General features: G+C 56.2%; 20 protein-coding genes. 10 read left to right on the forward strand and 10 right to left on the reverse strand.

Features of this window, described 5'->3' with window-relative positions; genetic code table 11:
• The first annotated feature begins 19 nt into the window (after positions 1-19).
• On the forward strand, positions 20-595 hold the full coding sequence (gene nfuA / locus CTZ24_RS18810) for a Fe-S biogenesis protein NfuA (RefSeq protein WP_013510835.1): 576 nt from the start codon (positions 20-22) through the stop codon (positions 593-595).
• 37 nt (positions 596-632) lie between these two features.
• Here nfuA and malQ read toward each other — a convergent pair whose 3' ends face one another.
• The 5 genes from malQ to glpE form a co-directional block, all read right to left on the reverse strand.
• Entirely contained in the window at positions 633-2,693 is a 2,061-nt protein-coding gene (gene malQ / locus CTZ24_RS18815; RefSeq protein WP_208724322.1) for a 4-alpha-glucanotransferase, read from the reverse strand.
• A gap of 99 nt (positions 2,694-2,792) precedes the next feature.
• Positions 2,793-5,198 carry a maltodextrin phosphorylase gene (gene malP, locus CTZ24_RS18820; RefSeq protein WP_208724323.1) on the reverse strand — a complete coding sequence of 802 codons (2,406 nt, stop codon included), beginning with the start codon at positions 5,196-5,198 and terminating at the stop codon, positions 2,793-2,795.
• A 148-nt stretch (positions 5,199-5,346) separates the two neighbouring features.
• Positions 5,347-6,105, reverse strand: coding sequence for a DeoR/GlpR family transcriptional regulator (locus CTZ24_RS18825; protein ID WP_013510838.1), 759 nt, complete (start codon positions 6,103-6,105; stop codon positions 5,347-5,349).
• Between the two features lie 48 nt (positions 6,106-6,153).
• Positions 6,154-6,981 carry a rhomboid family intramembrane serine protease GlpG gene (gene glpG, locus CTZ24_RS18830; protein ID WP_036626762.1) on the reverse strand — a complete coding sequence of 276 codons (828 nt, stop codon included), beginning with the start codon at positions 6,979-6,981 and terminating at the stop codon, positions 6,154-6,156.
• 33 nt (positions 6,982-7,014) lie between these two features.
• Positions 7,015-7,341, reverse strand: a complete 327-nt coding sequence (gene glpE / locus CTZ24_RS18835) for a thiosulfate sulfurtransferase GlpE (protein ID WP_021184866.1) — start codon at positions 7,339-7,341, stop codon at positions 7,015-7,017.
• A 228-nt stretch (positions 7,342-7,569) separates the two neighbouring features.
• Between glpE and glpD the strand changes: the two genes are divergently transcribed.
• Positions 7,570-9,078: a glycerol-3-phosphate dehydrogenase gene (glpD, locus tag CTZ24_RS18840; protein WP_021184867.1), complete on the forward strand. Its 1,509-nt coding sequence runs from the start codon at positions 7,570-7,572 to the stop codon at positions 9,076-9,078.
• A gap of 178 nt (positions 9,079-9,256) precedes the next feature.
• On the opposite strand, the gene iolE is transcribed toward glpD, so the two are convergent.
• Genes iolE through iolD form a run of 3 tightly spaced genes read right to left on the reverse strand, consistent with a single transcriptional unit; the run spans position 9,257 to position 13,173 of the window.
• Positions 9,257-10,153, reverse strand: a complete 897-nt coding sequence (iolE, locus tag CTZ24_RS18845) for a myo-inosose-2 dehydratase (RefSeq protein ID WP_021184869.1) — start codon at positions 10,151-10,153, stop codon at positions 9,257-9,259.
• 12 nt (positions 10,154-10,165) lie between these two features.
• A complete protein-coding gene (gene iolG / locus CTZ24_RS18850) occupies positions 10,166-11,179 on the reverse strand; it encodes a bifunctional inositol 2-dehydrogenase/D-chiro-inositol 1-dehydrogenase (protein WP_021184870.1) in 1,014 nt (337 codons plus the stop codon).
• Between the two features lie 59 nt (positions 11,180-11,238).
• Positions 11,239-13,173, reverse strand: a complete 1,935-nt coding sequence (gene iolD / locus CTZ24_RS18855) for a 3D-(3,5/4)-trihydroxycyclohexane-1,2-dione acylhydrolase (decyclizing) (RefSeq protein ID WP_208724324.1) — start codon at positions 13,171-13,173, stop codon at positions 11,239-11,241.
• A gap of 528 nt (positions 13,174-13,701) precedes the next feature.
• On the opposite strand from iolD, the gene CTZ24_RS18860 reads away from it, so the two are divergent.
• From CTZ24_RS18860 to CTZ24_RS18870, 3 genes are all read left to right on the forward strand, one after another.
• The gene (locus tag CTZ24_RS18860; protein WP_208724325.1) at positions 13,702-15,615 is read left to right on the forward strand and encodes a bifunctional 5-dehydro-2-deoxygluconokinase/5-dehydro-2-deoxyphosphogluconate aldolase; all 1,914 of its coding nucleotides are present in this window, start codon (positions 13,702-13,704) and stop codon (positions 15,613-15,615) included.
• A gap of 193 nt (positions 15,616-15,808) precedes the next feature.
• Complete coding sequence (locus tag CTZ24_RS18865; RefSeq protein ID WP_013510847.1) at positions 15,809-16,651, forward strand: MurR/RpiR family transcriptional regulator; 843 nt, start codon at positions 15,809-15,811, stop codon at positions 16,649-16,651.
• Positions 16,652-16,758: 107 nt separating this feature from the next.
• Positions 16,759-17,673 (forward strand): LysR substrate-binding domain-containing protein, encoded by a 915-nt coding sequence (locus CTZ24_RS18870; RefSeq protein WP_208724326.1) that lies wholly within the window; start codon positions 16,759-16,761, stop codon positions 17,671-17,673.
• 124 nt (positions 17,674-17,797) lie between these two features.
• Here CTZ24_RS18870 and CTZ24_RS18875 read toward each other — a convergent pair whose 3' ends face one another.
• Positions 17,798-18,079, reverse strand: coding sequence for a CBU_0592 family membrane protein (locus CTZ24_RS18875; protein ID WP_021184874.1), 282 nt, complete (start codon positions 18,077-18,079; stop codon positions 17,798-17,800).
• Between the two features lie 194 nt (positions 18,080-18,273).
• Between CTZ24_RS18875 and CTZ24_RS18880 the strand changes: the two genes are divergently transcribed.
• Genes CTZ24_RS18880 through CTZ24_RS18900 form a run of 5 tightly spaced genes read left to right on the forward strand, consistent with a single transcriptional unit; the run spans position 18,274 to position 25,281 of the window.
• Entirely contained in the window at positions 18,274-19,863 is a 1,590-nt protein-coding gene (locus tag CTZ24_RS18880) for an ABC transporter substrate-binding protein (RefSeq protein WP_021184876.1), read from the forward strand.
• Positions 19,863-20,810 carry an ABC transporter permease gene (locus tag CTZ24_RS18885; protein WP_021184877.1) on the forward strand — a complete coding sequence of 316 codons (948 nt, stop codon included), beginning with the start codon at positions 19,863-19,865 and terminating at the stop codon, positions 20,808-20,810. Before CTZ24_RS18880 ends, CTZ24_RS18885 begins: the two co-directional genes overlap by 1 nt.
• A 3-nt stretch (positions 20,811-20,813) precedes the next feature.
• On the forward strand, positions 20,814-21,644 hold the full coding sequence (locus CTZ24_RS18890) for an ABC transporter permease (protein ID WP_021184878.1): 831 nt from the start codon (positions 20,814-20,816) through the stop codon (positions 21,642-21,644).
• Complete coding sequence (locus tag CTZ24_RS18895; protein WP_208724327.1) at positions 21,641-23,263, forward strand: ABC transporter ATP-binding protein; 1,623 nt, start codon at positions 21,641-21,643, stop codon at positions 23,261-23,263. Before CTZ24_RS18890 ends, CTZ24_RS18895 begins: the two co-directional genes overlap by 4 nt.
• Entirely contained in the window at positions 23,260-25,281 is a 2,022-nt protein-coding gene (locus CTZ24_RS18900) for a CocE/NonD family hydrolase (RefSeq protein WP_208724328.1), read from the forward strand. Before CTZ24_RS18895 ends, CTZ24_RS18900 begins: the two co-directional genes overlap by 4 nt.
• Before the next feature lie 91 nt (positions 25,282-25,372).
• Here the strand turns inward: CTZ24_RS18900 and iolB are convergent, their stop codons facing one another.
• Positions 25,373-26,188, reverse strand: a complete 816-nt coding sequence (gene iolB / locus CTZ24_RS18905) for a 5-deoxy-glucuronate isomerase (protein ID WP_021184881.1) — start codon at positions 26,186-26,188, stop codon at positions 25,373-25,375.
• Positions 26,189-26,197: the final 9 nt, after the last annotated feature.

The following is a 26,197-nucleotide window of genomic DNA, read 5'->3' on the forward strand; positions in this document are numbered from 1 at the left end:
CAACTATTGAGCAATCGCCATGATCCGTATTACTGATGCTGCCCAAGAGCACTTCTCAAAACTTCTGTCAAAACAGGAAGATGGCACCCAGATCCGCGTATTCGTGATTAACCCGGGTACACCAACCGCCGAGTGTGGCGTATCTTACTGCCCGCCCGATGCCGTTGAAGCGACGGATACCGAGCTGAAGTTTGAAAAGCTGTCAGCCTATGTTGACGAGCTGAGCGCCCCTTACCTGGAAGACGCGGAAATTGACTTCGTCACTGACAACCTCGGTTCCCAGCTGACGTTGAAAGCGCCAAACGCCAAAATGCGTAAAGTCTCTGACGATGCGCCAATGGTAGAACGCGTGGAATACCTGTTGCAGGCACAGATCAACCCGCAGCTGGCAGGCCACGGGGGTCGCGTTTCACTGATGGAAATCACCGATGACGGTTACGCCATTCTGCAATTTGGCGGCGGCTGCAACGGTTGTTCGATGATTGACGTGACGCTGAAAGACGGTATCGAGAAAGAGCTGCTGGCAGCCTTCCCGGAACTGAAAGGCGTGCGCGATCTGACCGAGCACCAGCGCGGCGAGCACTCCTACTACTGATTCCCAACGCGCGACCGCGACCCGACGCTGTCGCGCGTTAAACCCGCTTCCTGCCGATACTCACAGCCTTCAGCAATCGTTGCACTTCCCCCTCTGCAAACATCGCCTCCAGCGTGGTACTGAGCTTACGACGCCAGTTAGGATACTGTTCAACTGTGCCTGGCACATTCACCGGTGAGTCCATACCCAACCAATCTTCCGGTTGCAGGCCCAGCAACGCGCTGTCGGTAGCCGTCAGAAAACGGTGCATCGCCAGATTGAGCGCGGGTGACATCCCCCGTTTGGCCGCCTGTTTACCGCTGGGTTTGGCTAACGCCCCGGCCTGATGCAATGCATCCAGCAGCGCCTGCTTCTGTTTTTCCCGCTGCTGCTGCAATGACTGCAACACGCTTTCACCAGGATACAACCCGAGCTTATTTCCCAGCAGCAAGTCACCCGCCTCCCAGAATCCGGTCAGGGTTGGCAGATCGTGGGTGCTGGCACTGGCAATTGACTGGCGCGGATACTCCTCTGGCTGACGATAACGCCCATCACGATGTTGCTCAAACCACAACACCTTCCATGAAAAGATGCCGCTGTTGCGCAGCAGGCTGACAATCTCAGCAGGTACCGTACCGAGATCTTCACCAATGACCATGCAACGATGGCGCTGACTTTCCAGCGCAAGGATCGCCAGCAGGTCCTGCACCGGATAAGCGACATAGGCCCCTTTATCCGCCGTCTCACCCCAGGGAATCCACCACAGGCGCAGCAACCCCATCACATGATCGATACGCAACGCGCCGCAATCGCGCATGTTGGCTCGCAGCAGATCGATGAACGGTTGATAGCCGCGCGCACGCATTACATGAGGATCGAGCGGCGGCAGCGACCAGTTTTGCCCGAGTGGACCGAGGCGGTCTGGCGGTGCCCCAACCGACGCACCTAACTTGTAGAGCTGAGGATCCTGCCAGGTTTCTGCACTGCCCTGGGCCACACCGACCGCCAGATCGCGATACAACCCTACCGCCATCCCCAACTGCTGGCTACGCTGCCAGCACTGCGCAAATTGCTGCTGCGCCAGCCACTGCAACCAGCTCCAGAACTGAATCTCGTCCTCATGCTGCATACACCATTGCTGGACCTCGGTCTGCTGCGCATTGCGCCAGCCTTCTGGCCAACCCGTCCAGCCCCACGCCTGTTGATCGTCGGTGTGCCGTTCTGCCTGAATGCCGTCAAACGCTGCCTGGTAGCGCAGGTGCTCGCCCCCCTCCACCACAAACTGCTGAAACGCATCCTGCTGGACGCCATGCCGACGAAATGCCTGCCATGCGAGACGTAGCGCGTGGATTTTCAGCTCTGCCACCGTGCTGTAGTCCACCCATTCGCTGACGCGGGCTTTCTCCAGCATCCGCCGCGTTTTGGCGCTGTTCCACCAGCGCTGCGCCGCGTGGCTTTGCTGGAAATCTGTCAGTTGGCTGACATCGATATACAGCACGTTCAACCAGCGGCGTGAGGTGGGACTATAGGGGCTGGCCATCTCTGGCTGTGCCGGGTAAAGCGCGTGCAGCGGATTGAGCCCAACGAAATCACCCCCCTGTGCCGCCACCTGTTCCAGCATGCGCTCCAGATCGCCAAAATCCCCCATGCCCCAGTTGTGTTCGGAACGCAGGGTATAGAGCTGAACCAGCGCCCCCCAACGTTTTTCACCTTGCTCCAATGGCGCAGGCAGGTAACAACGGCGCGGGGCGAGGATGATACGGGTCTGCCACTGCTGGCGGCCTTTACGCAAGATAAGCTGATGGTAGCCCTGTGGTAACCGGGGAGGCAGCGTCAACGGTTCGCCCCCCTGCACGCTGCCGTGAAATTGCTTACCTTGTTCGGAAGTCAACTGCCAGTGGAATTCGCCACTGCCTTGCGGCGTCACTTGGCGCTGCATCCGTCCACTGAATACCTGGACCGGCGGTAACGGCGGTGCTTTGCCCGTTGGCGCGTCCATCACCGCCAACAGCGCCCGCTTGGTGTCATCACTGATGGTTGCAGGCTCGCCGTTGGCATTGATAAAACGCAGTGCGATGCCCGCAGCCTGTGCGGCTTGATCCAACTTGTTCAACGTCATTGCTGCTCCTGAATCGCGTAAGGCACATTCGGTAGCGGCGCGATTTATCGTGCAAAATCAATCAGCGCGATAGATCGCGCCGCTACGAGACGTGCAGGTTTACCGTTTCGCCTGCCAGATGCGTTTCTGGTAATCACGGATAGAGCGATCGGAGCTGAACATCCCATTGCGGGCAGTATTGAGGATGGCCGCTTTGGTCCAGGCTTCCTGATCCTTCCACAGTGCCTCAACGCGCTGTTGCGCCTCGACGTAAGCATCGAAATCGGCCAACACCAGCCAGGGATCGCCGTTTTTCGTCAGGCTGTTGAGCAACAAATCAAAGGCGTGTTTGTCGCCATCGCTGAATTTGCCCTTTTCCAGTTCTTTCAACAGCCCGTCGAGATGTTTATTGGCCTTACGCAGTTTTTTCGGATGGTAACCCTCGGCCTTCAACGCTTTAACCTCATCCACGGTATGACCAAAGATAAAGATATTCTCCTCGCCAACTTCCGCCGCAATCTCAACGTTGGCACCATCCAGCGTACCGATGGTGAGCGCACCATTCAGCGCCAGTTTCATATTGCCGGTGCCGGAAGCTTCATATCCGGCGGTCGAAATCTGTTCGGAGAGATCAGCCGCCGGGATCATCAGTTCAGCGGCGGTAATTCGATAGTCAGGAATAAACACCACCTTCAACTTATCGCCCACCTTCGGGTCGTTATTGACCACCTCAGCGACCTTGTTGATGGCATAGATAATATTTTTTGCCAGGTAATAACCCGGCGCGGCTTTCGCGCCAAACAAGAACACCCTCGGGACAAAGTCAGGATTTTTTGGGTCATCGCGCAGTTGACGGTAGCAATGGAGGATATGCAGCAGGCTGAGATGCTGACGTTTGTATTCGTGCAGGCGTTTGATCTGTACGTCAAACAGCGCCTCGGGATTCACCTGAATGCCGGTCACCTGACGGATGTACTCGGTCAGTTGCTGCTTATTGGCCTGCTTGATTTTGCGGTACTTCTGGCGGAACGCTTTTTTAGCGGCAAAAGGCTCCAGCGCTTTTAGCGCCTCAAGATTGTTGGCCCATTCCACCTGCAATGTCTCGTCAAGCAACGCCGACAACCGTGGGTTACATTGCTGGAGCCAGCGACGCGGGGTGATGCCGTTGGTGACATTATGGAATTTCTTCGGCCAAAGCTGGTGATATTCCGGGAACAGATCTTTCACCACCAACTCGGAATGCAGCGCCGCCACGCCGTTGACGGCGAAGCCACTCACCACACACAAATTGGCCATCCGTACCTGACCCTCCGCAACCACCGCCAGCTTCTGCCACACCGCCTCATCATCCGGCCACTGACGTTGCACCAGTTTCTTCAGACGTCGGTTAATCTCACGGATGATCTGCATATGGCGCGGCAACAAACTGCGCACCAGGCGCTCGTCCCAGCGCTCCAGCGCCTCCGGCATCAGCGTATGGTTGGTATAAGCAAACACGCGGCTGGTGATGTGCCAGGCGTCATCCCAGCTCAGCTGATGTTCGTCCAGCAGCAGGCGCAACATCTCTGGAATCGCAATGGTCGGGTGGGTGTCATTCAGTTGAATCACTTCGTAGTCTGGCAGGTCATGCACCGAACGCCCGGCCAGATGATGCCGCCGCAGAATATCGCCCACCGCGCAGGCACACTGGAAATATTGCTGCATCAGGCGCAGGCGTTTACCTTCCTGATGGTTGTCATTGGGATAGAGCACCTTGGTGAGTTTGGCCGCCTCAATGCCCGACTGCTCCGACTGGAGAAACTTTCCGTCATTGAACAGCGTCAGATCAAACGGGTGATCGCTGGTCGCTTTCCATAACCGCAGCGGTAAGGTCACGCCATTACGATAGCCTACCACCGGCAAATCCCAGGCTTCCCCTTTTAACCAGAAAGCGGGCTGCCAGTACCAACCGCCGTTTTCCGTTTTCTCAACTTTGCCGCCAATACCGACCTGCACATCATGCGCTGCGTTATGGCGAAACCACGGGTAGCGATCGCGCTGCCAGTCATCCGGCGCTTCTTTTTGCTGGCCATCATCAAACGACTGACGAAACAGGCCATATTGATAATTAAGGCCATGCCCCATCGCCGCCTGACCTACGGTGGCCATTGAATCCATATAGCAAGCGGCTAAACGTCCCAGCCCACCGTTACCGAGCGCCGGATCGACCTCTTCTTCCAGTAACTCGCTTAACGAAACCTGATAAGTCGCCAGCGCTTCCTGCACCTCCTGATACCAGCCGAGATTCATCAGGTTGTTGCCGGTCAGACGGCCAATCAGAAATTCCATCGACAGATAATTAACATGGCGCTGGCCTTTGCGTGGTGTCAGTGGGGGTTGCGTCGCCAGCAGCTCCGCCAGCGCAGCGCTTAGCGCCTGCCACCATTGATGCGGCGTCATTTGTTGTGCTGAAGAAAGTCCAAGATATTGCCACTGGCGGGTAAGTGCGGCGTCAAAACGCGCTTTATTGAATTTTTGTTGCGACATATCAATCCCTTCCGAGTCCGGTAACGGTGAAGCGAAATTGGGGAGCGCATGGCCGGATGCTGGCCTGAATGGATAAGTAAAGACGGGTCAGGGGAAAAAAGCGACAGAAAAACAAGGCGGGAGAGAAAAAAACCCGCCTCGTGCAGATTTAGCAGAGTTCGAGTTGTACTTCGTGTTGCTCAATCACCTTCATCACGCTGGCAGGTGGCGTGAGGTCGGTATACAGATAGTCGATCAGGCTCATGTTGCCCAGGTTCACCATCGCGTTGCGACCAAATTTTGAGTGATCCACCACCAGCATCACGCAACGCGAGTTTTCAATGATCGCGCGCTTGGTGCGAACTTCGTGGTAGTCGAACTCCAGCAACGAGCCATCCATGTCAATACCGCTGATACCAAGAATGCCGTAATCCAGGCGGAACTGGGAGATAAAGTCGAGGGTGGCTTCCCCCATAATGCCGCCATCGCGGGTACGCACTTCGCCACCGGCAATGATGACGCGGAAATCCGGTTTCGCCATCAGCAGCATCGCGACGTTGAGGTTGTTGGTGACGACACGCAGATTGCTATGATTGAGCAACGCATGCGCCACTGCTTCAGGCGTGGTGCCAATATCGATAAATAATGTCGCCCCATCGGGGATCTGGCTGGCAACGCGCTCGGCAATACGCGCTTTTTCAGCCGACCACATCATTTTTCGGTCCTGCCAGGCGGTATTTTCCGAGCTGGAGGGTAGCGCTGCACCGCCGTGATGACGCTGAATTTTGTTTTGATCGGCCAGATCGTTCAAATCGCGCCTGATGGTCTGTGGGCTGACTTCAAAGTGATCCACCAGCTCTTCCGTGCTGACATATCCCTGACGCCGGACCAGATCGATAATGGCGTCATGACGTTGCGTCTGCTTCACATCTCTCTCCTGTTCACGGCTTGATGCCGCGTTTTTCTTCTTCTGGTATTAACGGCGCACCACTTTCTTACGCGTATCAACAAACGCCATCGCTAACCCAACCAGCAGGCCGGTAACGTGTGCCGCATTGGCAATCGACAGACCAAATGCGCCGTACCAGCCAATAATCAACCACACAATAGCGAACCCCATCAAACCGCGCTCGAGATAAATACCACTTTCGGGATCGCGCTCGCCTCGCAACCAGCAATAACCCATCAACGCATACACCACGCCAGATAAACCGCCAAACAGCACGCCGCTAAATTTAGCCTGCATCCAGCCGGTAAGTAGCGCGGAAATGAGCATGATGACAAATAACTTGCCGCTCCCGAGACGCTTTTCGACTGCCCCGCCGAGATACCACCACCACATCAGGTTGAACAAAATATGCAGCAGGGAAAAATGCAGCAGCGCATGACTGAACCAGCGCCACACCTGGAAATATTGCTGCGGCCCATCAGGCCAGCCCAACCAGCCAAGCAGGGTTTCATCACCGAAAATCTGCATCAGGATAAACACCGCGACACAGGCCATCATCATGGTCATGGTGAGCGGGCCTGCGCGTTCGCGAATGTTCGCCCAAATATGGCTTCGCTCATAACGCAGCCCACTTTCCGTGCTGCCGGTATGCCAGCTGGCGGCCTGATAACGTGGATGGTTGGGATCACGCACGAACTGCGCGAGTTCGTTTTCGACCATATCCAGCTTGCTTTCGTCTTCCAACAGAATGACAAAATGGCTTTCACGTTCAATCGTTAACCTGACGCCACGCGTCGCCATATAGTCCACAAACGCCTGGGCCATGCGCGGATTATTGAACTGGGTAATGCGCATCATGCGGTGCTCTCCGTACCTTTATCAAAAGGCTCACATCGTACCAGTTGTCACCTGAGCCGGAAACGCCGCACGCCAGGCGTCAAATCCCCCATCAATACTGTAGGCCGCACTAAACCCTTGTCCCAGCAGGAACTGCGCGGCACCTTTGCTGCTATTGCCGTGGTAGCACATCACCAGCACTGGCAGGTCATGATTGGCCTGGCTGATAAAATCGGCGAGGTTGTCATTCGACAGGTGTAGCGCACCTGCGGCATGGCCCAGAGAGAAGCTTTGCGGATCGCGGATGTCCACCAGCTGCGCACCTTGTGTCAGATGCTCCTGAGCCTGTAGGACGTTAATACATTCGAAGGTTTCCATGGTTTCTCTCATCACATCGTCACAATTAACGCCTAGTTTACCCTGAGTTGCGAGCGCCATAACCTGATAAAGCATGTGGCTTTGTGTTTTTTTTCCTGCCGGAATGTTAGCTGTATCACGCAAAGATGTTTTTATTAGGTTAACCGCTGGCATCAATGTTGGTTTCCGATTATTATTATGCTCGAAAACGAACATTTAAGAACGATTCCGAACATCGGAGGAGATGACGTGGAAACCAAAGACCTGATCGTTATCGGCGGCGGCATCAACGGTGCCGGCATTGCAGTGGACGCTGCAGGACGCGGACTGTCGGTGCTAATGCTGGAGGCGCGGGATTTGGCCTGTGCAACCTCCTCTGCCAGTTCCAAACTCATTCACGGTGGCCTGCGCTACCTTGAACACTACGAATTTCGCCTGGTGGGCGAAGCGTTGGCGGAGCGTGAAGTGCTGCTGAAAATGGCACCGCATATTGCTTTCCCGATGCGCTTTCGTCTGCCGCACCGCCCGCATTTACGCCCGGCTTGGATGATCCGCATGGGCTTGTTTATGTATGACCATCTCGGCAAACGCACCAGCCTGCCGGGTAGCAAAAGTCTGCGTTTTGGCGCGGATTCGGCACTTAAGTCTGAAATCACGCGCGGATTCGAATATTCCGACTGCTGGGTGGATGATGCGCGCATGGTGGTGCTCAATGCTCAGGAAGTGGTGAAACAAGGTGGCGAAGTACGCACCCGTACCCGCGTAACCCGTGCCTGGCGTGAGGCTGGCCTGTGGATGGTGGAAGCCGAAGACATTGATACCGGCAAAACCTACACCTGGCGCGCCAAAGGGCTGGTGAATGCTGCTGGTCCGTGGGTTAAACAGTTCTTTGACGACGGCCTGAAACTGAAATCGCCTTATGGCATCCGTCTGATCAAAGGCAGCCATATTGTGGTGCCGCGCGTACATCGTGAAAAACAGGCCTATATCCTGCAAAACGAAGATCATCGTATCGTGTTTGTCATTCCGTGGATGGATGAGTTCTCAATCATCGGTACCACAGACGTCGAATATAAAGGCGACCCGAAAGACGTGAAGATCGACGATAACGAAATCAACTATTTGCTGAAGGTGTATAACGCGCACTTCAAAAAACAGCTGACGCAGGAAGATATCGTCTGGACCTATTCCGGTGTACGTCCGTTGTGTGACGACGAATCCGATTCACCGCAGGCCATCACCCGCGATTACACGCTGGATGTCCATGACGATAATGGTCAGGCTCCGCTGCTGTCGGTATTTGGCGGCAAGCTGACCACCTACCGTAAGCTGGCGGAACACGCGCTGGAAAAACTGGCGAAGTATTATCCGAACGCTGGCCCGGCCTGGACCAAAAATGCGGTGCTGCCGGGAGGCAATATCGCCGGTTCGCGCGAAGATTACGCCGCCAGCCTGCGTCGCCGCTATCCATTTATCAGCGAAGGTATGGCGCGTCATTATGCCCGCACCTTTGGCAGCAACACCGAAGTGTTGCTGGAAGGTGCACAGAGTCTGGAAGATCTCGGCGAGAATTTCGGTCATGAGTTTTATGAGGCCGAACTGCGTTATCTGGTGAAACACGAATGGGTGTATGAACTGGATGATGCCATCTGGCGTCGTACCAAACAGGGGATGTGGCTGAGCGACGCCGAGCAGGCGCGCATTCGCGAATGGTTGGCAACTCACCGCCAGAAACCGACGCTGTCGCTGGCATCCTAAGCCGTAAAGTCAGATAACAGGCCGTAACCCTCTCCAGGGTTACGGCCTTTTTTTGCGCTTTAAATCGCGCTGGTGCAGTCTGTAGCGGCACGATTCATCGCGCTGGCGCAGTCTGTAGCGGCACGATTCATCGCGCTGGCGCAGTCTGTAGCGGCGCGATTCATCGCGCGTTTTTACCTTAAAGACCGGTATTCTCGCGAATATATTTCCGCGCTTTCACCGCATATTCAAACGGGTTAGCCAGCGCCGGGTCCTGTTCCGCTTCCACCACCATCCAGCCTTTATAGCCGAAATCATCGAGGATTTTGAACACCGGTTGGAAATCGATGACGCCATCGCCCGGCACAGTAAAGGTGCCTTTCTTCACGCCATCGAGGAACGACAACGAATTCGCGCGCACTTCCGCCACCACGCTGTCGCGCACGTCCTTCAGATGCACATGGAAAATGCGTGGCAGGTATGTGGTCAGCACATCCAGCATCGCCTGTTGCGAACCTTCTGAGTAGTAGATGTGGCCGGTGTCGTACAGCAAGCCAACATTCTCATTGGTCGACGCCATAAAGCGGTCGATTTCCGCCGGGGTCTGAATCGCCGTGCCCATATGGTGATGCAGACACACACGCATCCCTTTCTTTGCCGCAATCTCCGCCAGCTCGTTATAGCCTTCGGCTGTCAGACGCCACTCTTCATCGCTAAAAATTGGCTTCTGCTCCAGAACCGGCAAGCTGGTGCCCTGAATACTTTTGCTCTGCTCGGAGCAACCAATCACGCGCGCCCCCATAGCATGCAGGAAGTTCATATGGTTGGTGAATTCGTCGATAGTTTTCGCTTTATCGCCATTAGCGAAGAAGGTACTAAACCAGGCGTTACAGATCTGAATGCCGCGAATATCCAGCATGGGTTTCAGCACCGCCGGATCGCGCGGGTATTTGCTACCCACTTCGCTACCGGTAAAGCCCGCCAGCGCCATTTCGCTGACCGTCTGCTGGAAGGTGTTTTCGCTGCCCAGTTCCGGCATGTCATCGTTGGTCCAGCCAATCGGCGCAATCGCCAGTTTTACATTGTCTTTGTTCATGGGAAGCCCTGATTATTTGTTGTAGAAAGTCGGACGCGGTGGCATTTCAACCGCTTCGATAGCCCCGCTGTTCTGCGCTTTCAGACAGGCATCCGCCGCCACTGAGGCCGCAAAACCATCCCAGGCAGAAGGCCCGGTCAGTTGGCCGGCTTTCACATCATTGATAAACGCCTGCAACTCCACGTCGTAAGCCTCGATAAAACGATCTTTCCAGTCAGTCAGAATGGCGTTGCCAAGACGGGCGTTTTTACGCATCTGAATCGCTGAAGGTTCCGGCAGTTTCGCAATGCCCTCTTCCCCCACCACCTCGCACTGGATGTCGTAGCCGTACGCACAGTTCACAAAGATTTCCACGTCGATGCGGATCCCTTTCTGCGTTTCAAACAACACGATTTGCGGATCTTTCAGCTTCGCATGCGTTTTCGAGGTCACGCGCGGGAACACCACCTGCACCGTTTTGTAGTCGTCTTCCGTCAACCAGCGCAGCACGTCCAGCTCATGAATCAGGGTATTGGTAATGGCCATGTCGGTGGTGTAGTTCTCGCCAACGCTCTGGTTGCGATGCGCGCAGTGCAGCATCAGTGGCTCGCCGATTTCACCGTCGGTGATGACCTTTTTCAGTGCGCGGTAACCAGCATCATAAGGGCGCATAAACCCGACCTGGACCAGGCGTTTGCCGTGTTTGATTTCTGCATCGACAATGCGGCGACAACCCTCGGCGCTCAGTGCCAGCGGCTTTTCACAAAACACCGGTTTGCCCGCAGCAATCGCCGCGAGGGTAAATTCTTCATGTGTCGGATCCCATGAAGTGACCAGCACCGCATCAACTTCTGGCGAGTTGATCACCTGATGACCATCCTGATAAACCTCGGCATCAATATTCAGACGTTGCAGCGCAGCACGCGCGCCTTCCACATTAATATCTGAAACCGCCACCACCTTCGCACCCTGTAGCACATTGTTGCAGCGGCGGATATGTTCCTGACCAATTGCACCGGTACCGATAACACCGAGTTTGAGCGTCATAATTACACCTGTAGAGTCGGATAAGGGTAAATAAAGGCCGGAGAAGTCCGGCCTGAAGATCAGTACTTACGCGCCTGTTCGATATGCGCGTTAAGGTTGTCAGCCACCTGTTGCGTACGCTCGGAAGTGGACGCTTGCGCGACCCCGACGTGCCACCAGCTGAAGTATTTGTGGACCATAGTTTTCGGCAGCACTTTAATATCGATAAGCGTTGAGACCGTCTGCTTCTGCGCATCGGCCAGTGCGGCCTTCAGCTGCTCCAGGCTGGTGACGCGATAGGTTTTGCAGCCGTAACCTGCGGCAATCGCCGCAAAATCCACCGGAACAAAGCCACCGTCCAGCTTGCCGCCTTCCGGGTTACGGAAGCGGAACTCGGTGGTGAAGCTGTCCATACCGTGTTCCATTTGCAGGTTGTTGATACACCCGTTGGTCATGTTATCCAGCAGGATGACGTTGATTTTCGCCCCTTCCTGAACTGAGGTGACCAGCTCGGAGTGCAGCATCATGAAAGATCCGTCACCGACCATGGCGTAGACTTCACGCTGCGGCTCAGCCAGCTTCACCCCCAGCGCGGCATTCACCTCGTAGCCCATGCAGGAGTAGCCATACTCAACGTGGTACGAGTTGTAATCTTTGGTGCGCCACACGCGTTGCAGGTCGCCCGGCAGACTGCCCGCGGCCGCGACAATCACCGCATCCTTTGGGAGTTGCTCGTTTAAGGTGCCCAGCACGCTGCTCTGCGTCAGTACCGACTGCGTCAGGCGCTGGAATTCGGCAAACAACGCTTCACGGTCGATATGGTCGGCGATTTCTGGGATGAAATCGTCGGTGTTATAGGTCGCGGCATACACGCGCTGCGTCTCTTTCAGCAGCTTACTTTGCGCCTGATCGATCTGGCCGCCCCAGTGACTTTCAAAGCCCTGCAAACCCTTATCCAGCGCGGTCAGCGCTTCGCGGGCATCGGCCAGCAGTTGCACTGCATCCAGCTTGTAGCTGTCGAAGTTGTTGACGTTGATATTGAGATAGCTAACGTCCGGGTTCTGGAAAATCCATTTCGAAGCGGTGGTAAAATCGGTGTAGCGCGTCCCCACGCCAATCACTAAATCCGCCTCTTTCGCCAGCAGGTTAGCCGCCAGACAGCCGGTTTCACCGACGCCGCCGACATTTAGCGGATGGTCAGAGACAATGGTGCCTTTCCCCGCCTGCGTTTCGGCAAACGGAATGTTGAAACGCTCAGCAAACTGGCGCAGCGCTTCACCCGCTTCGGAATATTTCACGCCGCCACCGCATACAATCAGTGGCTTATGTTTACGCACAATCAGTGCCAGTGCCTCTTCCAACTGGGCCACGGTGGGTAGACGGCGATCCAGACGATGTACGCGCTTCTGGAAGAAATATTCCGGGAAATCCCAGGCTTCACCCTGCACATCCTGCGGCAGCGCAATGGTCACCGCACCGGTTTCCGCCGGATCGGTCAACACGCGCAATGCGTTTATACAGGCGGTCATCAGCTGCTCCGGGCGGCTGACGCGGTCCCAGTATTTGCTGACGGCACGGAAAGCATCGTTGGTGCTGATGCTGAGATCGTGGCTTTGCTCGATTTGTTGCAACACCGGGTCCGGCTGGCGCGTGGCGAACACATCGCCCGGCAGCAGTAATAAAGGAATACGGTTGGCGGTTGCGGTCGCGGCGGCGGTGATCATGTTGGCTGCGCCCGGTCCGACCGACGAGGTACAGGCAATAATCTGGCGGCGCAGCGACTGCTTGGCAAAACCGATGGCGGCATGCGCCATACCTTGCTCGTTACGGCCCTGATGCACCACCAGATCGCCGCTGTCCTGTTCCAGCGCTTGCCCCAGCCCCAGCACGTTGCCGTGACCGAAAATAGCGAAAATGCCTTTCACAAACTTGGTTTCAACGCCATCAACGTTCAGATACTGGTTATCAAGAAATTTCACCAGCGCCTGTGCCGTGGTTAATCTGATTGTGCCCATATGCTCATCCTTTACATGCTGGTACCTGTGAACCAGGTACAACGCGGTTGACGTCAACGCACCGGAAATGGCGACCGCGGATAAGTGAAACGTGAGGCGATTATAAACAAATATTTTTTCCATAAAATACGATTACAGAAGAAACATTTCATTTTGCGATGGAGATCAAATTCAGGGATGGAACGGACCCAGACACAGGCCAAAAAGGGGGAAAAGTGGAACAACAATAAAGCAAAGAAGCCTCATAAAGAAATTTCATTTCACTTCAGCAGCTTCCATTATTTTTCAGGGTTTTCCTGAGAGCTGGCTCACAAGCCAGAGCATCCGTGAAACTTGTCTTGCCACTCTCCCCTGCACGCTACGTTGTTCAGAGTTTTACCTGGTTCACAAAATCGTGACAGATATTTCATTTCATATTGAATTTGGAATTTTTATTCCCCATACTGCGACCATAGCCAATCAGGCACCTTGAGAACCCGGAAGCACAGCGCCCGAAGTGTCTGCTTATCACAGAAGGAAACCACAAGTATGAGTACACAACAGAAGCGGCTTGATGTGATTTGTATCGGACGCATCGCCGTCGACCTCTACGGTCAGCAAATTGGCGCGCGACTGGAAGATATGAGCACCTTCGCTAAATACCTCGGCGGATCTTCCGGCAACGTTGCCTATGGCACGGCCATCCAGGGGTTGAAATCCGCCATGCTGGCACGCGTCGGGGACGAGCATAATGGCCGCTTTCTGCGTGAAACCCTGCAACGCGTGGGTTGCAGCACTGAGGGGTTGATTACCGATAAACATCGCCTGACCGGGCTGGTGATCCTCGGTATTAAAGATGAAGAGACCTTCCCGCTGATTTTCTACCGTGACAACTGCGCGGATATGGGGCTGGTACCCGAAGATATTCAGGAAAATTTCATTACTTCCTCACGCGCTGTCGCAGTAACCGGTACTCACCTGTCGCATCCTCATACCCGTGCCGCGGTATTGAAAGCGCTGGATATCGCCAGGCGAAACGGCCTGCGCACTGCGCTGGACATCGACTATCGCCCGGTGCTGTGGGGGCTGACCTCACTCGGCGACGGTGAAACGCGTTTCATCGAGTCCAGCCAGGTTACAAAACAGCTTCAGGAAGTGGTGCACTATTTCGATCTGATTGTCGGAACAGAAGAAGAGTTTCATATCGCCGGTGGTAGCACCGATACCCTGACCGCGCTGAAAAACGTGCGTCAGGCCAGCCAGGCGACGCTGGTGTGCAAACGCGGCCCGCTGGGTTGCGTGGTATTTGAAGGCGCGATCCCGGATAGCTGGGAGCAGACCAAACTGCACAGCGGCGTGCGCGTAGAAGTGCTGAACGTACTGGGCGCGGGTGATGCCTTTATGTCTGGCCTGCTGCGTGGTTGGCTGAACGATGAAGGCTGGGAACAGGCGTGTCGCTATGCCAATGCCTGCGGCGCACTGGTGGTATCTCGCCACGGCTGCGCGCCAGCGATGCCGACCAAAGAGGAACTTGATGATTTCCTCAGCCGCGATCAAGAGGTAAAACGCCCGGACCTCGATACCCGTCTCAATCACCTGCACCGTGTCACCTCGCGCACCCGTGAGTGGCCGGAACTGAACGTGTTCGCTTTCGACCATCGTAAGCAGTTAGCCGATATGGCTCGCGAGGCCGGTGTCGATGAAAGCCGCATCCCACAACTCAAGCTGCTGTTGTTGCAGGCAGCACAAGAGGCGTCGCAACAGGCCGGTCTGGACAGCAAAAGCGGCATCCTCGCGGATACCACCTACGGCCAGAAAGCGTTGAACGCCATCACCGGTAAAGGCTGGTGGATTGGTCGCCCGATTGAGTTACCCAGTTCGCGCCCGTTGCGTCTGGAGCACGGCAATATCGGCTCCCAGTTGATCGACTGGCCGCAGGAACATGTGGTGAAATGCCTGGTGTTTTACCACCCACATGACAGCGCGGAACTGCGTAAAGAGCAGGACGATCTGCTGCTGGATGTGTGGAAGGGTTGTAACAAAAGCGGGCACGAGCTGCTGCTGGAAGTGATTTTGCCGGAGAGTAACCCGGATAAAGAAGAGTCTTACTATGTCGATATGTTGAGCCACTTCTATAGTCTCGGCATCCAGCCCGACTGGTGGAAGTTACCGCCGCTGTCGGCAGAAACCTGGCAGGCGGTAAGCAGCCTGATCGAACAGCAGGATCCTCACTGCCGTGGCATTCTGCTGCTCGGCCTTGATGCACCAGAAGAGAAGCTGAAAGCCGGTTTCGCGGCGGCGGCCCAGGCACCGTGGGTGAAAGGTTTTGCAGTAGGTCGCACCATTTTCGGCCAGCCATCACGCCAGTGGTTGCAGGGCGAGCTGGATGACCAGGCGCTGATTGAAACAGTGAAAGGCAATTATCTGCGCCTGATTGAGTACTGGCGCGCGGCACGCGGTTAAACAGTACCCGCACAGTGCACGAACGTAGCGGCGCGATTTATCGCGCCGCTACGATTACCCCCTGCATTTTGTGAGGCGTTTCATAAACCGATGAAATAACCGTCACGATGCTGCCAAACAAATGAAATTTTCCATCCATCTGGTACTATAGCGCTCATTATCCAGCCACAATGTTTATTAGCAGGCCGAAGTAATGACCAATAACCCCACCCAACTGACTTTGTTACAGGACGACATTCGTCGTCGTTATGAGACGCTGAGTAAACGCCTGAAACAGGTGGCGCGTTATATTCTTGATAACAGCAATAGCATCGCTTTCGACACCGTGGCCTCAATCGCGCAGCAAGCGGATGTCCCCCCTTCTACGCTGATCCGCTTTGCCAACGCCTTTGGTTTCAGTGGTTTTAACGAGATGAAGCAGGTTTTCCGTCAGCACCTGATGGAAGAGACGGTGAACTACACCGAACGCGCCCGCCTGTTCCGTCAGACCGCCACCGACGACAGCGCCTCTTCGCCGGAAAGCCCGGTCGAAATCCTCAACGTCTTCACTATGGTCAACAGCCAGGCGCTGCAACAGCTGGCGATGCAGGTTAACCCTGACCAGCTCAACAAAGCGGTGAAGATGCTGAATGAAGCGGAAAATATTTACATCATTGGTCTGCGCCGCTCGTTCAGCGTGGCGTCGTATCTGGTGTACGCGCTGCGCCATCTGGAGCGTCGCGCGTTCCTGATCGATGGCCTCGGCGGCATGTTCACCGAACAGCTAAGCATGGTGAACCCGAAAGACGTGGTGATTGCCATCAGCTATTCACCGTACGCGCGTGAAGCGGTGGAACTGGTGGAACTGGGTGCCAAACGTGGCGCACACCAAATCGCCATCACCGACAGCCAGGTCAGCCCGCTGGCGGCCTTCAGCGATGTCTGCTTTGTGGTACGCGAAGCGCAGGTTGATGGCTTCCGCTCACAGGTGGCGTCTCTGTGCCTGGCACAAACCCTCGCGGTTTCCCTGGCCCTGAATAACGTCGAAAAAGCCTGACCCTGCGGCTGGCAGCGAGACGCTTGCCAGCCTCCCCCGCGATGGTTAGTGTGTGAGGATCGCGACCGCTGCGGCGGCGCATTCTCCCCCGTACCGAGGCAGGATTGATGCAGATCGAACCTTTACCGCCCCTCAACACGCTCATTGCCTTCGAGTGTGTGGCGCGCTACGGCAATATTTCGCGCGCGGCTGAAGAACTTAACCTGACGCAAAGCGCCACCAGCCGCCAGATTTTGCAGCTGGAAGAGATGCTCGGTTGCAAACTCTTCACCCGCACGCAACGCCGGGTGTTACTGACGCCACGCGGCGAGGCTTATGCCACCCAGGTACGTCAGCAGCTCTCCGCCCTGTCCCATGCCACCGCTGAAGTGATGGGCTGGAACGGTCTGCCGCAGGTGACGATTGCCTGCACCAGCGCGATGGGATCGCTATGGTTAGCCCCACGACTCTCCGCGCTGCACCGCGAATTACCCGATTTGCAAATCCGTATGAAAATCTCCGACAGCTTCGCCGATATGCGCTCGTCGGAGTTTGACCTGGCAATTTTCTATCTACGCGAAGCCCCGCCAGGCTTTCAGGCCACCCCGCTGTTTGACGAAATCTGTTATCCGATGTGCGCCCCTGAGTTTCTGACCAGGCTGGAGGATAATGCCTCCGCCGAATCATTACTCCACCATATGTTGCTGATTCAGGACGACCCGCAACGTGAATGGACCGGCTGGAGTGACTGGTTCGCCTCGCAAAATGTGTTGAGTTTTGTACCACGCCAGACCTGGCGGGCGAATAACTATCCGTTTCTGGTGCAGGCGGCGGTGCGGGGTGACGGGATATTACTCGGCTGGGAAGGCTTAGTGCAGGATCATCTCAACCGGGGTGAGCTGGTGCCGGCCCATAGCGGCAAGCTGGCTGCCAACGGCAAATGTTTTCTGCTGATCCCGCAGGACCGCTATCTCAAGCCGATTGTGCGCCATGTTATGAGCTGGCTCCAGCACCAACATCAGACTGAAATGTTGCCATTATAAAAAAACGGTGATGCAGCAGATTATTTGCCACATCACCGTTTATACAAAACATAAGTAAATTAATATCACGCCATAGGTTTTTCTTATATATAAAATAAAAGCCTATGCCGCTATTTCCCTTTCTTTATTGCTGGGTATCCATCGGCGGAAGTTTATTTTTTAGCGCGCCGCGTCGACGATGTGAAGAATGCATACCAACCAGCGTAAAAATTAACCACATCGACTGGGAAATCACCATCGCCAAATTAAAATCATGACTCAATGAATAGAGGCCACAAACCCCTCCCGCGATATTCAGACAAGCATAAATATCTGAATCAATGACTAATTTACGCAACTGAACCAGTGCGTAAGCCAGTAAGTAACAAAAAACGCCAATTAGCCCAACTATCGTATGCAGTTCCACATGCATTTTCCCTGGTGTTGCCTGATGATCAGGAAATTATCTTTTTTGTGGGTGTTCTGCTGCGCGTTTTTCGCATAGTCTGATACGAAAATCTCATACATCAGGTTTTATTGGTTTTGATATAAATCAGAAATAACTGCGCTAAGGCTCAGGGTGATTAGTAAAACAGGGCGAATAACAACGGAGAAAAATAAATGAAAGACGAGCAGGACAAATTTAACAAATATCTTCAGGGCGCGAATTTAAGCCGCCGTTCATTTATCAATACTGCCGCGCTGATTGGTGCGGGTACGGCATTATCACTTTCTCCTTTCGCCGGTTTTGCGGCTGAGGCCACCCCGAAAAAAGGCGGCGTGCTGAAACTCGGTATGTCCGGCGGCAATACCAGCGATTCACTGGACCCAACGCTGTTCAGTGACTGGGTGCCGCTCAACCAGGCTTACATGCTGATGAACGGCCTGATCGAGATTGATGAGAACAACCAGGCGACGCCAGAGCTGCTGGAAAGCTGGTCGGCAAAACCTGGCGCGCAGGAGTGGACCTTTAAAGTACGCCAGGGCGTGACCTTCCATAACGGTAAGACCCTGACGGTAGAAGATATTCTCTACTCCATTAACCTGCATCGCGGCGACCAGTCGCGCAGCGCCATCAAAACCCAACTGGCGAGCATCACCGAGCTGAAGAAAAGCGGTGATAACGAAATCACCCTGACGCTGGACAGCGGCAACGCCGACTTACCTTATCTGCTGGCGGATTACCATCTGGTGGTGGTGCCGGACGGCTTCACCGACTGGAAACACCCGATCGGCACCGGCGGCTTTGTCTTTGATCAGTACCAGCCTGGCGTGCGTTCTTACTTCAAACGTAACCCGAATTACTGGAAACCGAATCGCGCCTTTGTTGATGCGGTCGAAGTGCTGGTGATCAACGATGCCACCGCACGTACCAACGCACTGATCTCCGGTCAGGTCCATGCCATTAACCGCGTGGATTTCAAAACCGTTGATTTCCTGAAACGCAGCCCGGCGCTGAACATCATCCGTTCGTCTGGCGGCCAGCACTTTACCTTCCTGATGGATTGCCGCGTTGCGCCGTTTAATAACAACGACGTACGTATGGCGATTAAATACGGTATCGACCGTGAAAAACTGTTGGCGACCGTACTGCGTGGCTACGGCTCACTGGGTAATGACCATCCGATCCCGAAAACTGACCGCTTCTTCAACAAAGCGCTGCCCCAGCGTGCTTATGATGCCGACAAAGCGAAGTTCTATTTGAAGAAAGCCGGACTGACCAGCCTGCCGGTCGAACTCTCCTCTTCCGATGCCGCCTTTGCCGGTGCGCTCGATGCTGCTGCGCTGTTCCAGGGTCAGGCCGCACCGGCGGGGATTCAGGTCAGCATCAAACGTCAGCCTGCCGACAGCTACTGGGACGACGTGTGGATGAAAGCCCCGTTCAGCATGGGTTACTGGGGTGGTCGTCCAACCGCTGACCAGATGTTCTCCACCGCATGGCAATCCACCGCCAAGTGGAACGATACCCACTGGAAGAACGAGAAATTCGACAGCCTGCTGATTCAGGCACGTTCGCTGCTGGATGAGCAGAAACGTGCCGAGATCTATGGCGAATTGCAGCAAATCGCCAGCGATGATGGTGGTGCGATGATCCCGCTGTTCGGTGACTACCTTGATGCCACCAGCAAAAAACTGGGCGGCGTAAAACCACATCCGATGTTCAACTTTATGGGTGGTCGCCTGGCTGAACGCGTCTGGTTGGAGTCGTAATGAAAAAGCAGATTTTACATCGCCTGCTGCTGGGCTTACTCACGCTCTGGCTGGTGTCGTTACTGATTTTTGTCGGTACGGAATTGCTGCCTGGCGATGTCGCCAGCGCAATTCTCGGACAAAACGGTACGCCGGAAACCATCGCCGCGCTGCGCACGCAGCTCGGACTGGATCAGCCCGCCATCTGGCGCTACCTGCACTGGCTGGGTGGCGTTTTGCACGGCGATCTCGGTAACTCGCTGGCGAACAACCAGCCGATTAGCGCGGAGCTATTACCGCGTCTGGCGAATACGCTGTTCCTCGCCGGTTATGCCGCCATCATCGCCATTCCGCTGGCGGTGCTGCTGGGTATCGCCTCGGCGGTGTGGCGTGGTTCCTGGTTTGATCGTCTGGCTAACTCGCTGACCTTGCTGAGTATTTCCGTGCCGGAATTCTTTGTCGGTTATGTGCTGGTGATTTTCTTCGCCATCCGCCTGGCGTGGTTTCCCAGCCTGGCGCTGGTCGACCCGGATGCCGGTTTCCTTTCACGCCTGTACGCCTGCACTCTGCCAATGTTGACGCTGGTGCTGGTGGTGCTGGCGCATATGTTGCGGATGACCCGCGCCTCCGTGGGCGCGGTGATGTCGAGCAGCTATATCGAAACCGCGCTGCTGAAAGGCCTGTCGCGCTGGCGCATTGTGCTGGGCCATGCGCTGCCGAATGCGCTGGCACCGATCATCAACGTCATCGCCTTCAACCTCGCCTATCTGGTGGTGGGAGTGATTCTGGTCGAAGTGGTGTTTGTATATCCGGGCATTGGGCAACTGATGGTGGATGCGGTGACCAAGCGCGACCTGCCGGTGGTGCAGGCTTGCGGGCTGCTGTTTGGCGGCACCTACATTCTGCTCAACACCGCCGCCGATTTGCTGGCGATTTGGTGTAACCCACGACTACGCCACGCGAGGTAAGCAATGAAAAAACTGAAAAGCCGCGCGGTGCCGTTTTCCGCCATGCTCGGCCTGGCGATCATCGCCATTAACCTGATTGCCGCATTGTTTGCGCCGTGGCTGGCACCGCACAGCGAAACCGCACAGGTGGGCGATATCTGGATGCTGCCCTCCGGCGCGCTGCCGCTCGGCACTGACAGCCTTGGCCGCGATATGTTGTCGCGTATTTTGTTTGGCGCACGTACCACCATCGCCATCGCGCTGGCCATCACCGCCATCTCGTTTGTCATCGGTATTCTCACCGGCTTCACCGCCGCCATTTATGGCCGCTGGGTCGATGTGGTGCTGACGCGCATCGTCGATACCCTGATGTCGATCCCGGTACTGATTCTGGCGCTGATCGTGTTGTCGGTACTCGGCACCTCGATTCCGGTGCTGGTCGGCACCATCGCCTTGCTGGATGCCACCCGCGTTTATCGTCTGGCGCGTCTGGTGGCGCAGGGCATTGTCTGCCAGGAATATGTCGAAGCGGCGCGTCTGCGCGGTGAGGGCCTCGGCTGGATCGTGCGTAAGGAGATTTTGCCGAATGCCATCCCGCCACTGCTGGCGGAATTTGGCATGCGTTTCTGCTTCACCTTTCTGTTTATCGCCGGTTTGAGCTTTCTCGGTCTGGGTATCCAGCCGCCGTGGGCCGACTGGGGCAGCATGGTGCGTGACAACGCCCAGGCAATTAACTTCGGCCAACTGGCCCCGCTTTACCCGGCTGCCGCTATCGCCCTGTTGACCATTGGCGTCAACCTGGTGGTTGACTGGCTGCTGGTGCGCAACAACCTCTCGCTGGGGGAAGAAGGATGATTCAACCGATTCTGGAAATGCGCAATCTGCGCATTGAAACCGACCAGGGCATTCCACTGGTACAGAACATTTCACTCAGCCTGAAACCCGGCGAGGTGCTGGGACTGATTGGCGAATCCGGTGCCGGTAAATCCACCATCGGCCTCGCCGCACTGGGCTATGCCCGTTCCGGCTGCCGTATTGCCGGTGGCGAGGTGCGTATCGCCGGACAGGATATCGTGCCACTCTCCAGCAAAGAGAAGCGTGAAATTCGCGGCAGACGCGTGGCCTATGTGGCGCAAAGCGCCGCCGCCGCGTTTAACCCGGCGCTGACCATCGGTAAACAGGTGTGCGAAGGCCCGATCCGTCACGGCCTGATGAACGCCGAAGAAGCGCAGGCCTGGGCAGTGACGCTGTTCCGGGCGCTGGATCTGCCGCAGCCGGAAACCATCGGCCAGCGCTATCCGCATCAGTTGTCGGGCGGCCAGTTGCAGCGCGCGATGGCAGCGATGGCGATGTCCTGCAAACCTGACCTGCTGGTGATGGATGAACCCACCACCGCGCTGGATGTCACCACCCAGATTGAAGTGCTGGTGATGCTGCGCAAGCTGGTACGCGAGTTCAACACCGCCGCGCTGTATATCACCCACGATCTGGCGGTGGTGGCGCAAATCGCTGACCGCATCATGGTGCTGCGTCAGGGCAGCGAAGTGGAATGCGGCAGCACCGCTGACATTCTGCAAAATCCGCTGGAAACTTATACCCAACGGTTGGTATCGGAGCGCGCCCATGCGCTGACGTCGGTGCACGCCGAGAACACCGCGCAGGGTCAACTGCTGAGCCTGCAAAATCTCTCCACCGGTTACAACGGCAACACCGTGGTTCACGGCGTTTCGATGAGCATTGCCAAAGGGGAAACCCTGGCGATTATCGGCGAATCCGGCAGTGGCAAAAGCACCCTGGCACGCGCGCTGTGTGGATTGCTGGGCGATACCGCGGGCAACGTCAGCTTTGCCGGTCAGGTGCTGGCGAATCGCTACCAGCAGCGCGACAAAGAGACGCTGCGCCGCATCCAGATGATTTATCAATTGCCGGATGTGGCGCTCAACCCACGCCAGACCATCCTTGAAGCGATTGGCCGCCCGATTGCCTTCTATTTCGGACTGGATAAACGCCAGGTACGGGCACGCGTGGAAGAATTGCTGCGCCTGACCGAGCTGCCGCTCACCCTGATCGATCGCTACCCCGCCGCGCTGTCGGGTGGTCAAAAGCAGCGTGTTTGTATCGCCCGCGCACTGGCCGCCGAGCCGGACTTGATCATCTGCGATGAAGCCACCTCGGCACTTGATCCGCTGGTGGCGGAAGAGGTGCTGAATCTGCTGCGTCGTTTGCAGGAGCAACTGGGGCTGTCGTACCTGTTTATCACCCACGATCTCAGCACCGTGAAGCGCATCGCGCAGCAGGTGGCGGTAATGTACCAGGGCAACGTGGTGGCGCAGGGGCCGACCGAGCAAGTGTTCAGCGCCCCGATGCACAGCTACACCGAAAAACTACTGACCTCAGTGCCGGAAATGCGCACCACCTGGCTGGATGAGGTGCTGGGTCAGCGTCAGAACAACGCAATGGCAGGAGCCTCATGAAAACCTTCGTAACGCAATTCCCCCACAGCGTCAGCGTGACGGAACATCTCTGGATTACCCTGAAAGACGGCACGCGCCTGGCCGCGCGCATGTGGCTGCCGCTCTCCGCCAGCCAGCAGCCGGTGCCCGCCATTCTCGAATACATCCCCTACCGCAAGCGCGACGGGACACGTACCCGTGATGAGCCGATGCACGGTTATTTCGCCGGTCAGGGTTATGCGGTGCTGCGCGTCGATATGCGCGGTAGCGGCGAATCAGACGGCTTACTGGAAGATGAATATCTGTTGCAGGAGCAGGAAGACGCGCTGGAGGTGATTGACTGGATTAGCCAGCAATCCTGGTGCAGCGGTGCGGTTGGCATGATGGGCAAATCCTGGGGTGGTTTTAACTGCCTGCAACTGGCGGCGCGCCGCCCACCTGCGCTGAAAGCCATCATTACCGTATGTTCTACCGACGATCGTTACAACGATGATATCCACTACAAAGGCGGCTGCCTGCTGAATGACAACCTGTGGTGGGGCGGCATCATGCTGGCTTACCAGAGTCGCCCGCAGGACCCGGCCCTGGTAGGGGAAAGTTGGTATCAGGACTGGCTGAATCGGCTGGAAAACATGCCATTCTTCCCGGCGCTGTGGATGGATCATCCGCTGAAAGATGCTTACTGGAAACACGGTTCGGTCGGTGAAGACTGGTCGGCAATTCAGTGTCCGGTGATGGCGGTTGGCGGCTGGGCGGATTCCTACAGCAACGCGGTGTTCCGTCTGATGGACAACCTCGACGTGCCGCGCAAGGCGATTATCGGCCCGTGGGCGCATATCTATCCGCAGGATGGCACGCCGGAACCGGCAATTGGTTTCCTCCAGGAAGCGGTGACCTGGTGGGATCGCTGGCTGAAGCAGGTGGATAATGACGCACTGGCTGGCCCGCGTGTGCAGGCCTGGCTGAACGACAGCCAGCGTCCGGGATCACAGCGTCCCCAGGCGTTTGGCGAGTGGATTGCTATCGACGGCGATACCGACGCGGTGACCCAGCCGCAACGCTGGCATGTGCAACCAGGCAGCCTGACCACCACGCCGCTGGCGCAGGAGAGCTGGCAAGCCATCTGTACCCAGCAGAACCACGGCCTGTTTGCCGGTGAGTGGATGGGGGCGGGCGTGTTGGGCGAAAGCCCGAGCGACCAACGTATGGACGACGGATTGGCAGAGAGTTTTGACAGCGCGCCGTTAAGCGAAAGCCTGAGCATTTACGGTTTCCCGCAGTTCAGCGTCAAACTGAGCAGCGACAAACCGGCGGCGATGCTGTATGTCCGTCTCTCCGATATCGCACCGGATGGCGCATCAACCCGCGTGACACACGGCTGGGTTAACCTGAGCCATTTGCAGGGGCAGGATAAAAACGTGCCACTGACGCCGGGTGAAGTGGTGGATGTGCAGGTGCAACTGGACGGTATCGCCTGGCGCTTTGCCGCCGGACATCGTCTGCGCATTTCGCTGGCGACCACCTTCTGGCCAATGATCTGGCCGATGGCGGAAGTCGCCACCTTGAGGGTGAATCTGGCGAGCGCCGCACTCGAACTGCCGGTATGTCGTCAGGTGACAGCGATTGACGGCCCCAACCCGCAACCGACCACCGCAGCCAATACGCCACTGACGTTACTGTCGCCGGGACGTGTCGAACGTGAGTTGCGTTATGACGTGGTCAACGATAGCTGGGAAAGTGTCACCCACGGTATCGGCGGGGTGTTCGGTGAGGGCGTCTATCGTTTTGATGATATCGATACCACCGTTGATCACAGCCTGCGCCGTCAGTTGACCTGTCATAACGATGATCCGCTGTCAGCCCATTATCTGCTGACGCAGAGCATGAAGATTGGCCGGGAAGGTTGGTGGACGGAAACCGATATTGAGCTGGAAATGCGCAGCGATTTGACGCATTTCATCATCAGCGGCGAGATGAAGGTGCAGCATAACGGTGAAGCGGTGTTTAATCGCCGTTGGGATCGACGGATTAAACGTTAAATCCGCACATCAAAAAAAGCGCGATAAATCGCGCCGCTACAAATACATGCAAATATCGTAGCGGCGCGATTCATCGCGCGGTTTGCGCGATTTAAACGCGCGGATACTTGTCGCTATTCACCCAGGCGTGATCTTTCTCCCAGGTAAATTTCCACAGACGTACCGGACCCGCCATCACGTTCAGGTAATAATTATCGTACCCCGCCAGCGTTGCCACCGGATGGTAGCCGCGCGGCACCGTCACCACATCCCGGTTATACGGTGCCATACATTCGTCGAGTGAACGATCGTCGGTATACACGCGCTGCATGGCAAAACCCGGCTCCGGATCGAAACGGTGGTAATACGTCTCTTCCAGGTAGGTTTCGTCCGGGCTGTCCTTCTGGTCGTGCTTGTGGCTTGGGTAAGAACTGGTCGCGCCTTCGTCGGTGTAGACTTCCACCACCAGCAGGCTATCAGCTGGCTGAGTGTCCGGCAGAATGTTATGCACCAGACGCTGGTTGCGTCCCTTGCCACGATGTTCGACCCCGACATCTTCCGGCGCAATCAGGCGCGCCGGTAAGTTGCCCTGGCTGGGAGCGTTGCACACCGCCAGCTCCAGATCGCTATCGGCGTAGACTTCCACCTCATCGTTATGCGGCACATACACCGAATACGGCGGAATACGCTCGAACGGTGACAGACGCTTACCGAGATTGGGGAACTCCGCATGACGGGTTTTCACCGAAGCAAAACCTGCCACCAGCACCAGACACAGCTCTTTATCGCCGCTGCTGAGTTTCAGCGTCTGTCCCTTCTTCAGCAGATAAGCATCAAAACCGACATATCCCCAGCCCGCGCTTTCCGGCGTAACATGCTGGATACGGCCATTGCTGTCTGGCTGCTGCGCTTTCGCAAGTAGTGACATCACCCTCCT

This window comes from Pantoea phytobeneficialis, from assembly GCF_009728735.1.
GTDB lineage: Bacteria > Pseudomonadota > Gammaproteobacteria > Enterobacterales > Enterobacteriaceae > Pantoea > Pantoea phytobeneficialis.

Bases quoted from the DNA above. Each gene is read 5' to 3' on its own strand.
- nfuA (WP_013510835.1), top strand. From the start codon at position 20: ATGATCCGTATTACTGATGCTGCCCAAGAGCACTTCTCAAAACTTCTG.
- malQ (WP_208724322.1), bottom strand. From the start codon at position 2,693: ATGACGTTGAACAAGTTGGATCAAGCCGCACAGGCTGCGGGCATCGCA.
- malP (WP_208724323.1), bottom strand. From the start codon at position 5,198: ATGTCGCAACAAAAATTCAATAAAGCGCGTTTTGACGCCGCACTTACC.
- glpG (WP_036626762.1), bottom strand. From the start codon at position 6,981: ATGCGCATTACCCAGTTCAATAATCCGCGCATGGCCCAGGCGTTTGTG.
- glpE (WP_021184866.1), bottom strand. From the start codon at position 7,341: ATGGAAACCTTCGAATGTATTAACGTCCTACAGGCTCAGGAGCATCTG.
- iolE (WP_021184869.1), bottom strand. From the start codon at position 10,153: ATGAACAAAGACAATGTAAAACTGGCGATTGCGCCGATTGGCTGGACC.
- iolG (WP_021184870.1), bottom strand. From the start codon at position 11,179: ATGACGCTCAAACTCGGTGTTATCGGTACCGGTGCAATTGGTCAGGAA.
- iolD (WP_208724324.1), bottom strand. From the start codon at position 13,173: ATGGGCACAATCAGATTAACCACGGCACAGGCGCTGGTGAAATTTCTT.
- CTZ24_RS18860 (WP_208724325.1), top strand. From the start codon at position 13,702: ATGAGTACACAACAGAAGCGGCTTGATGTGATTTGTATCGGACGCATC.
- CTZ24_RS18865 (WP_013510847.1), top strand. From the start codon at position 15,809: ATGACCAATAACCCCACCCAACTGACTTTGTTACAGGACGACATTCGT.
- CTZ24_RS18870 (WP_208724326.1), top strand. From the start codon at position 16,759: ATGCAGATCGAACCTTTACCGCCCCTCAACACGCTCATTGCCTTCGAG.
- CTZ24_RS18880 (WP_021184876.1), top strand. From the start codon at position 18,274: ATGAAAGACGAGCAGGACAAATTTAACAAATATCTTCAGGGCGCGAAT.
- CTZ24_RS18885 (WP_021184877.1), top strand. From the start codon at position 19,863: ATGAAAAAGCAGATTTTACATCGCCTGCTGCTGGGCTTACTCACGCTC.
- CTZ24_RS18890 (WP_021184878.1), top strand. From the start codon at position 20,814: ATGAAAAAACTGAAAAGCCGCGCGGTGCCGTTTTCCGCCATGCTCGGC.
- CTZ24_RS18895 (WP_208724327.1), top strand. From the start codon at position 21,641: ATGATTCAACCGATTCTGGAAATGCGCAATCTGCGCATTGAAACCGAC.
- CTZ24_RS18900 (WP_208724328.1), top strand. From the start codon at position 23,260: ATGAAAACCTTCGTAACGCAATTCCCCCACAGCGTCAGCGTGACGGAA.
- iolB (WP_021184881.1), bottom strand. From the start codon at position 26,188: ATGTCACTACTTGCGAAAGCGCAGCAGCCAGACAGCAATGGCCGTATC.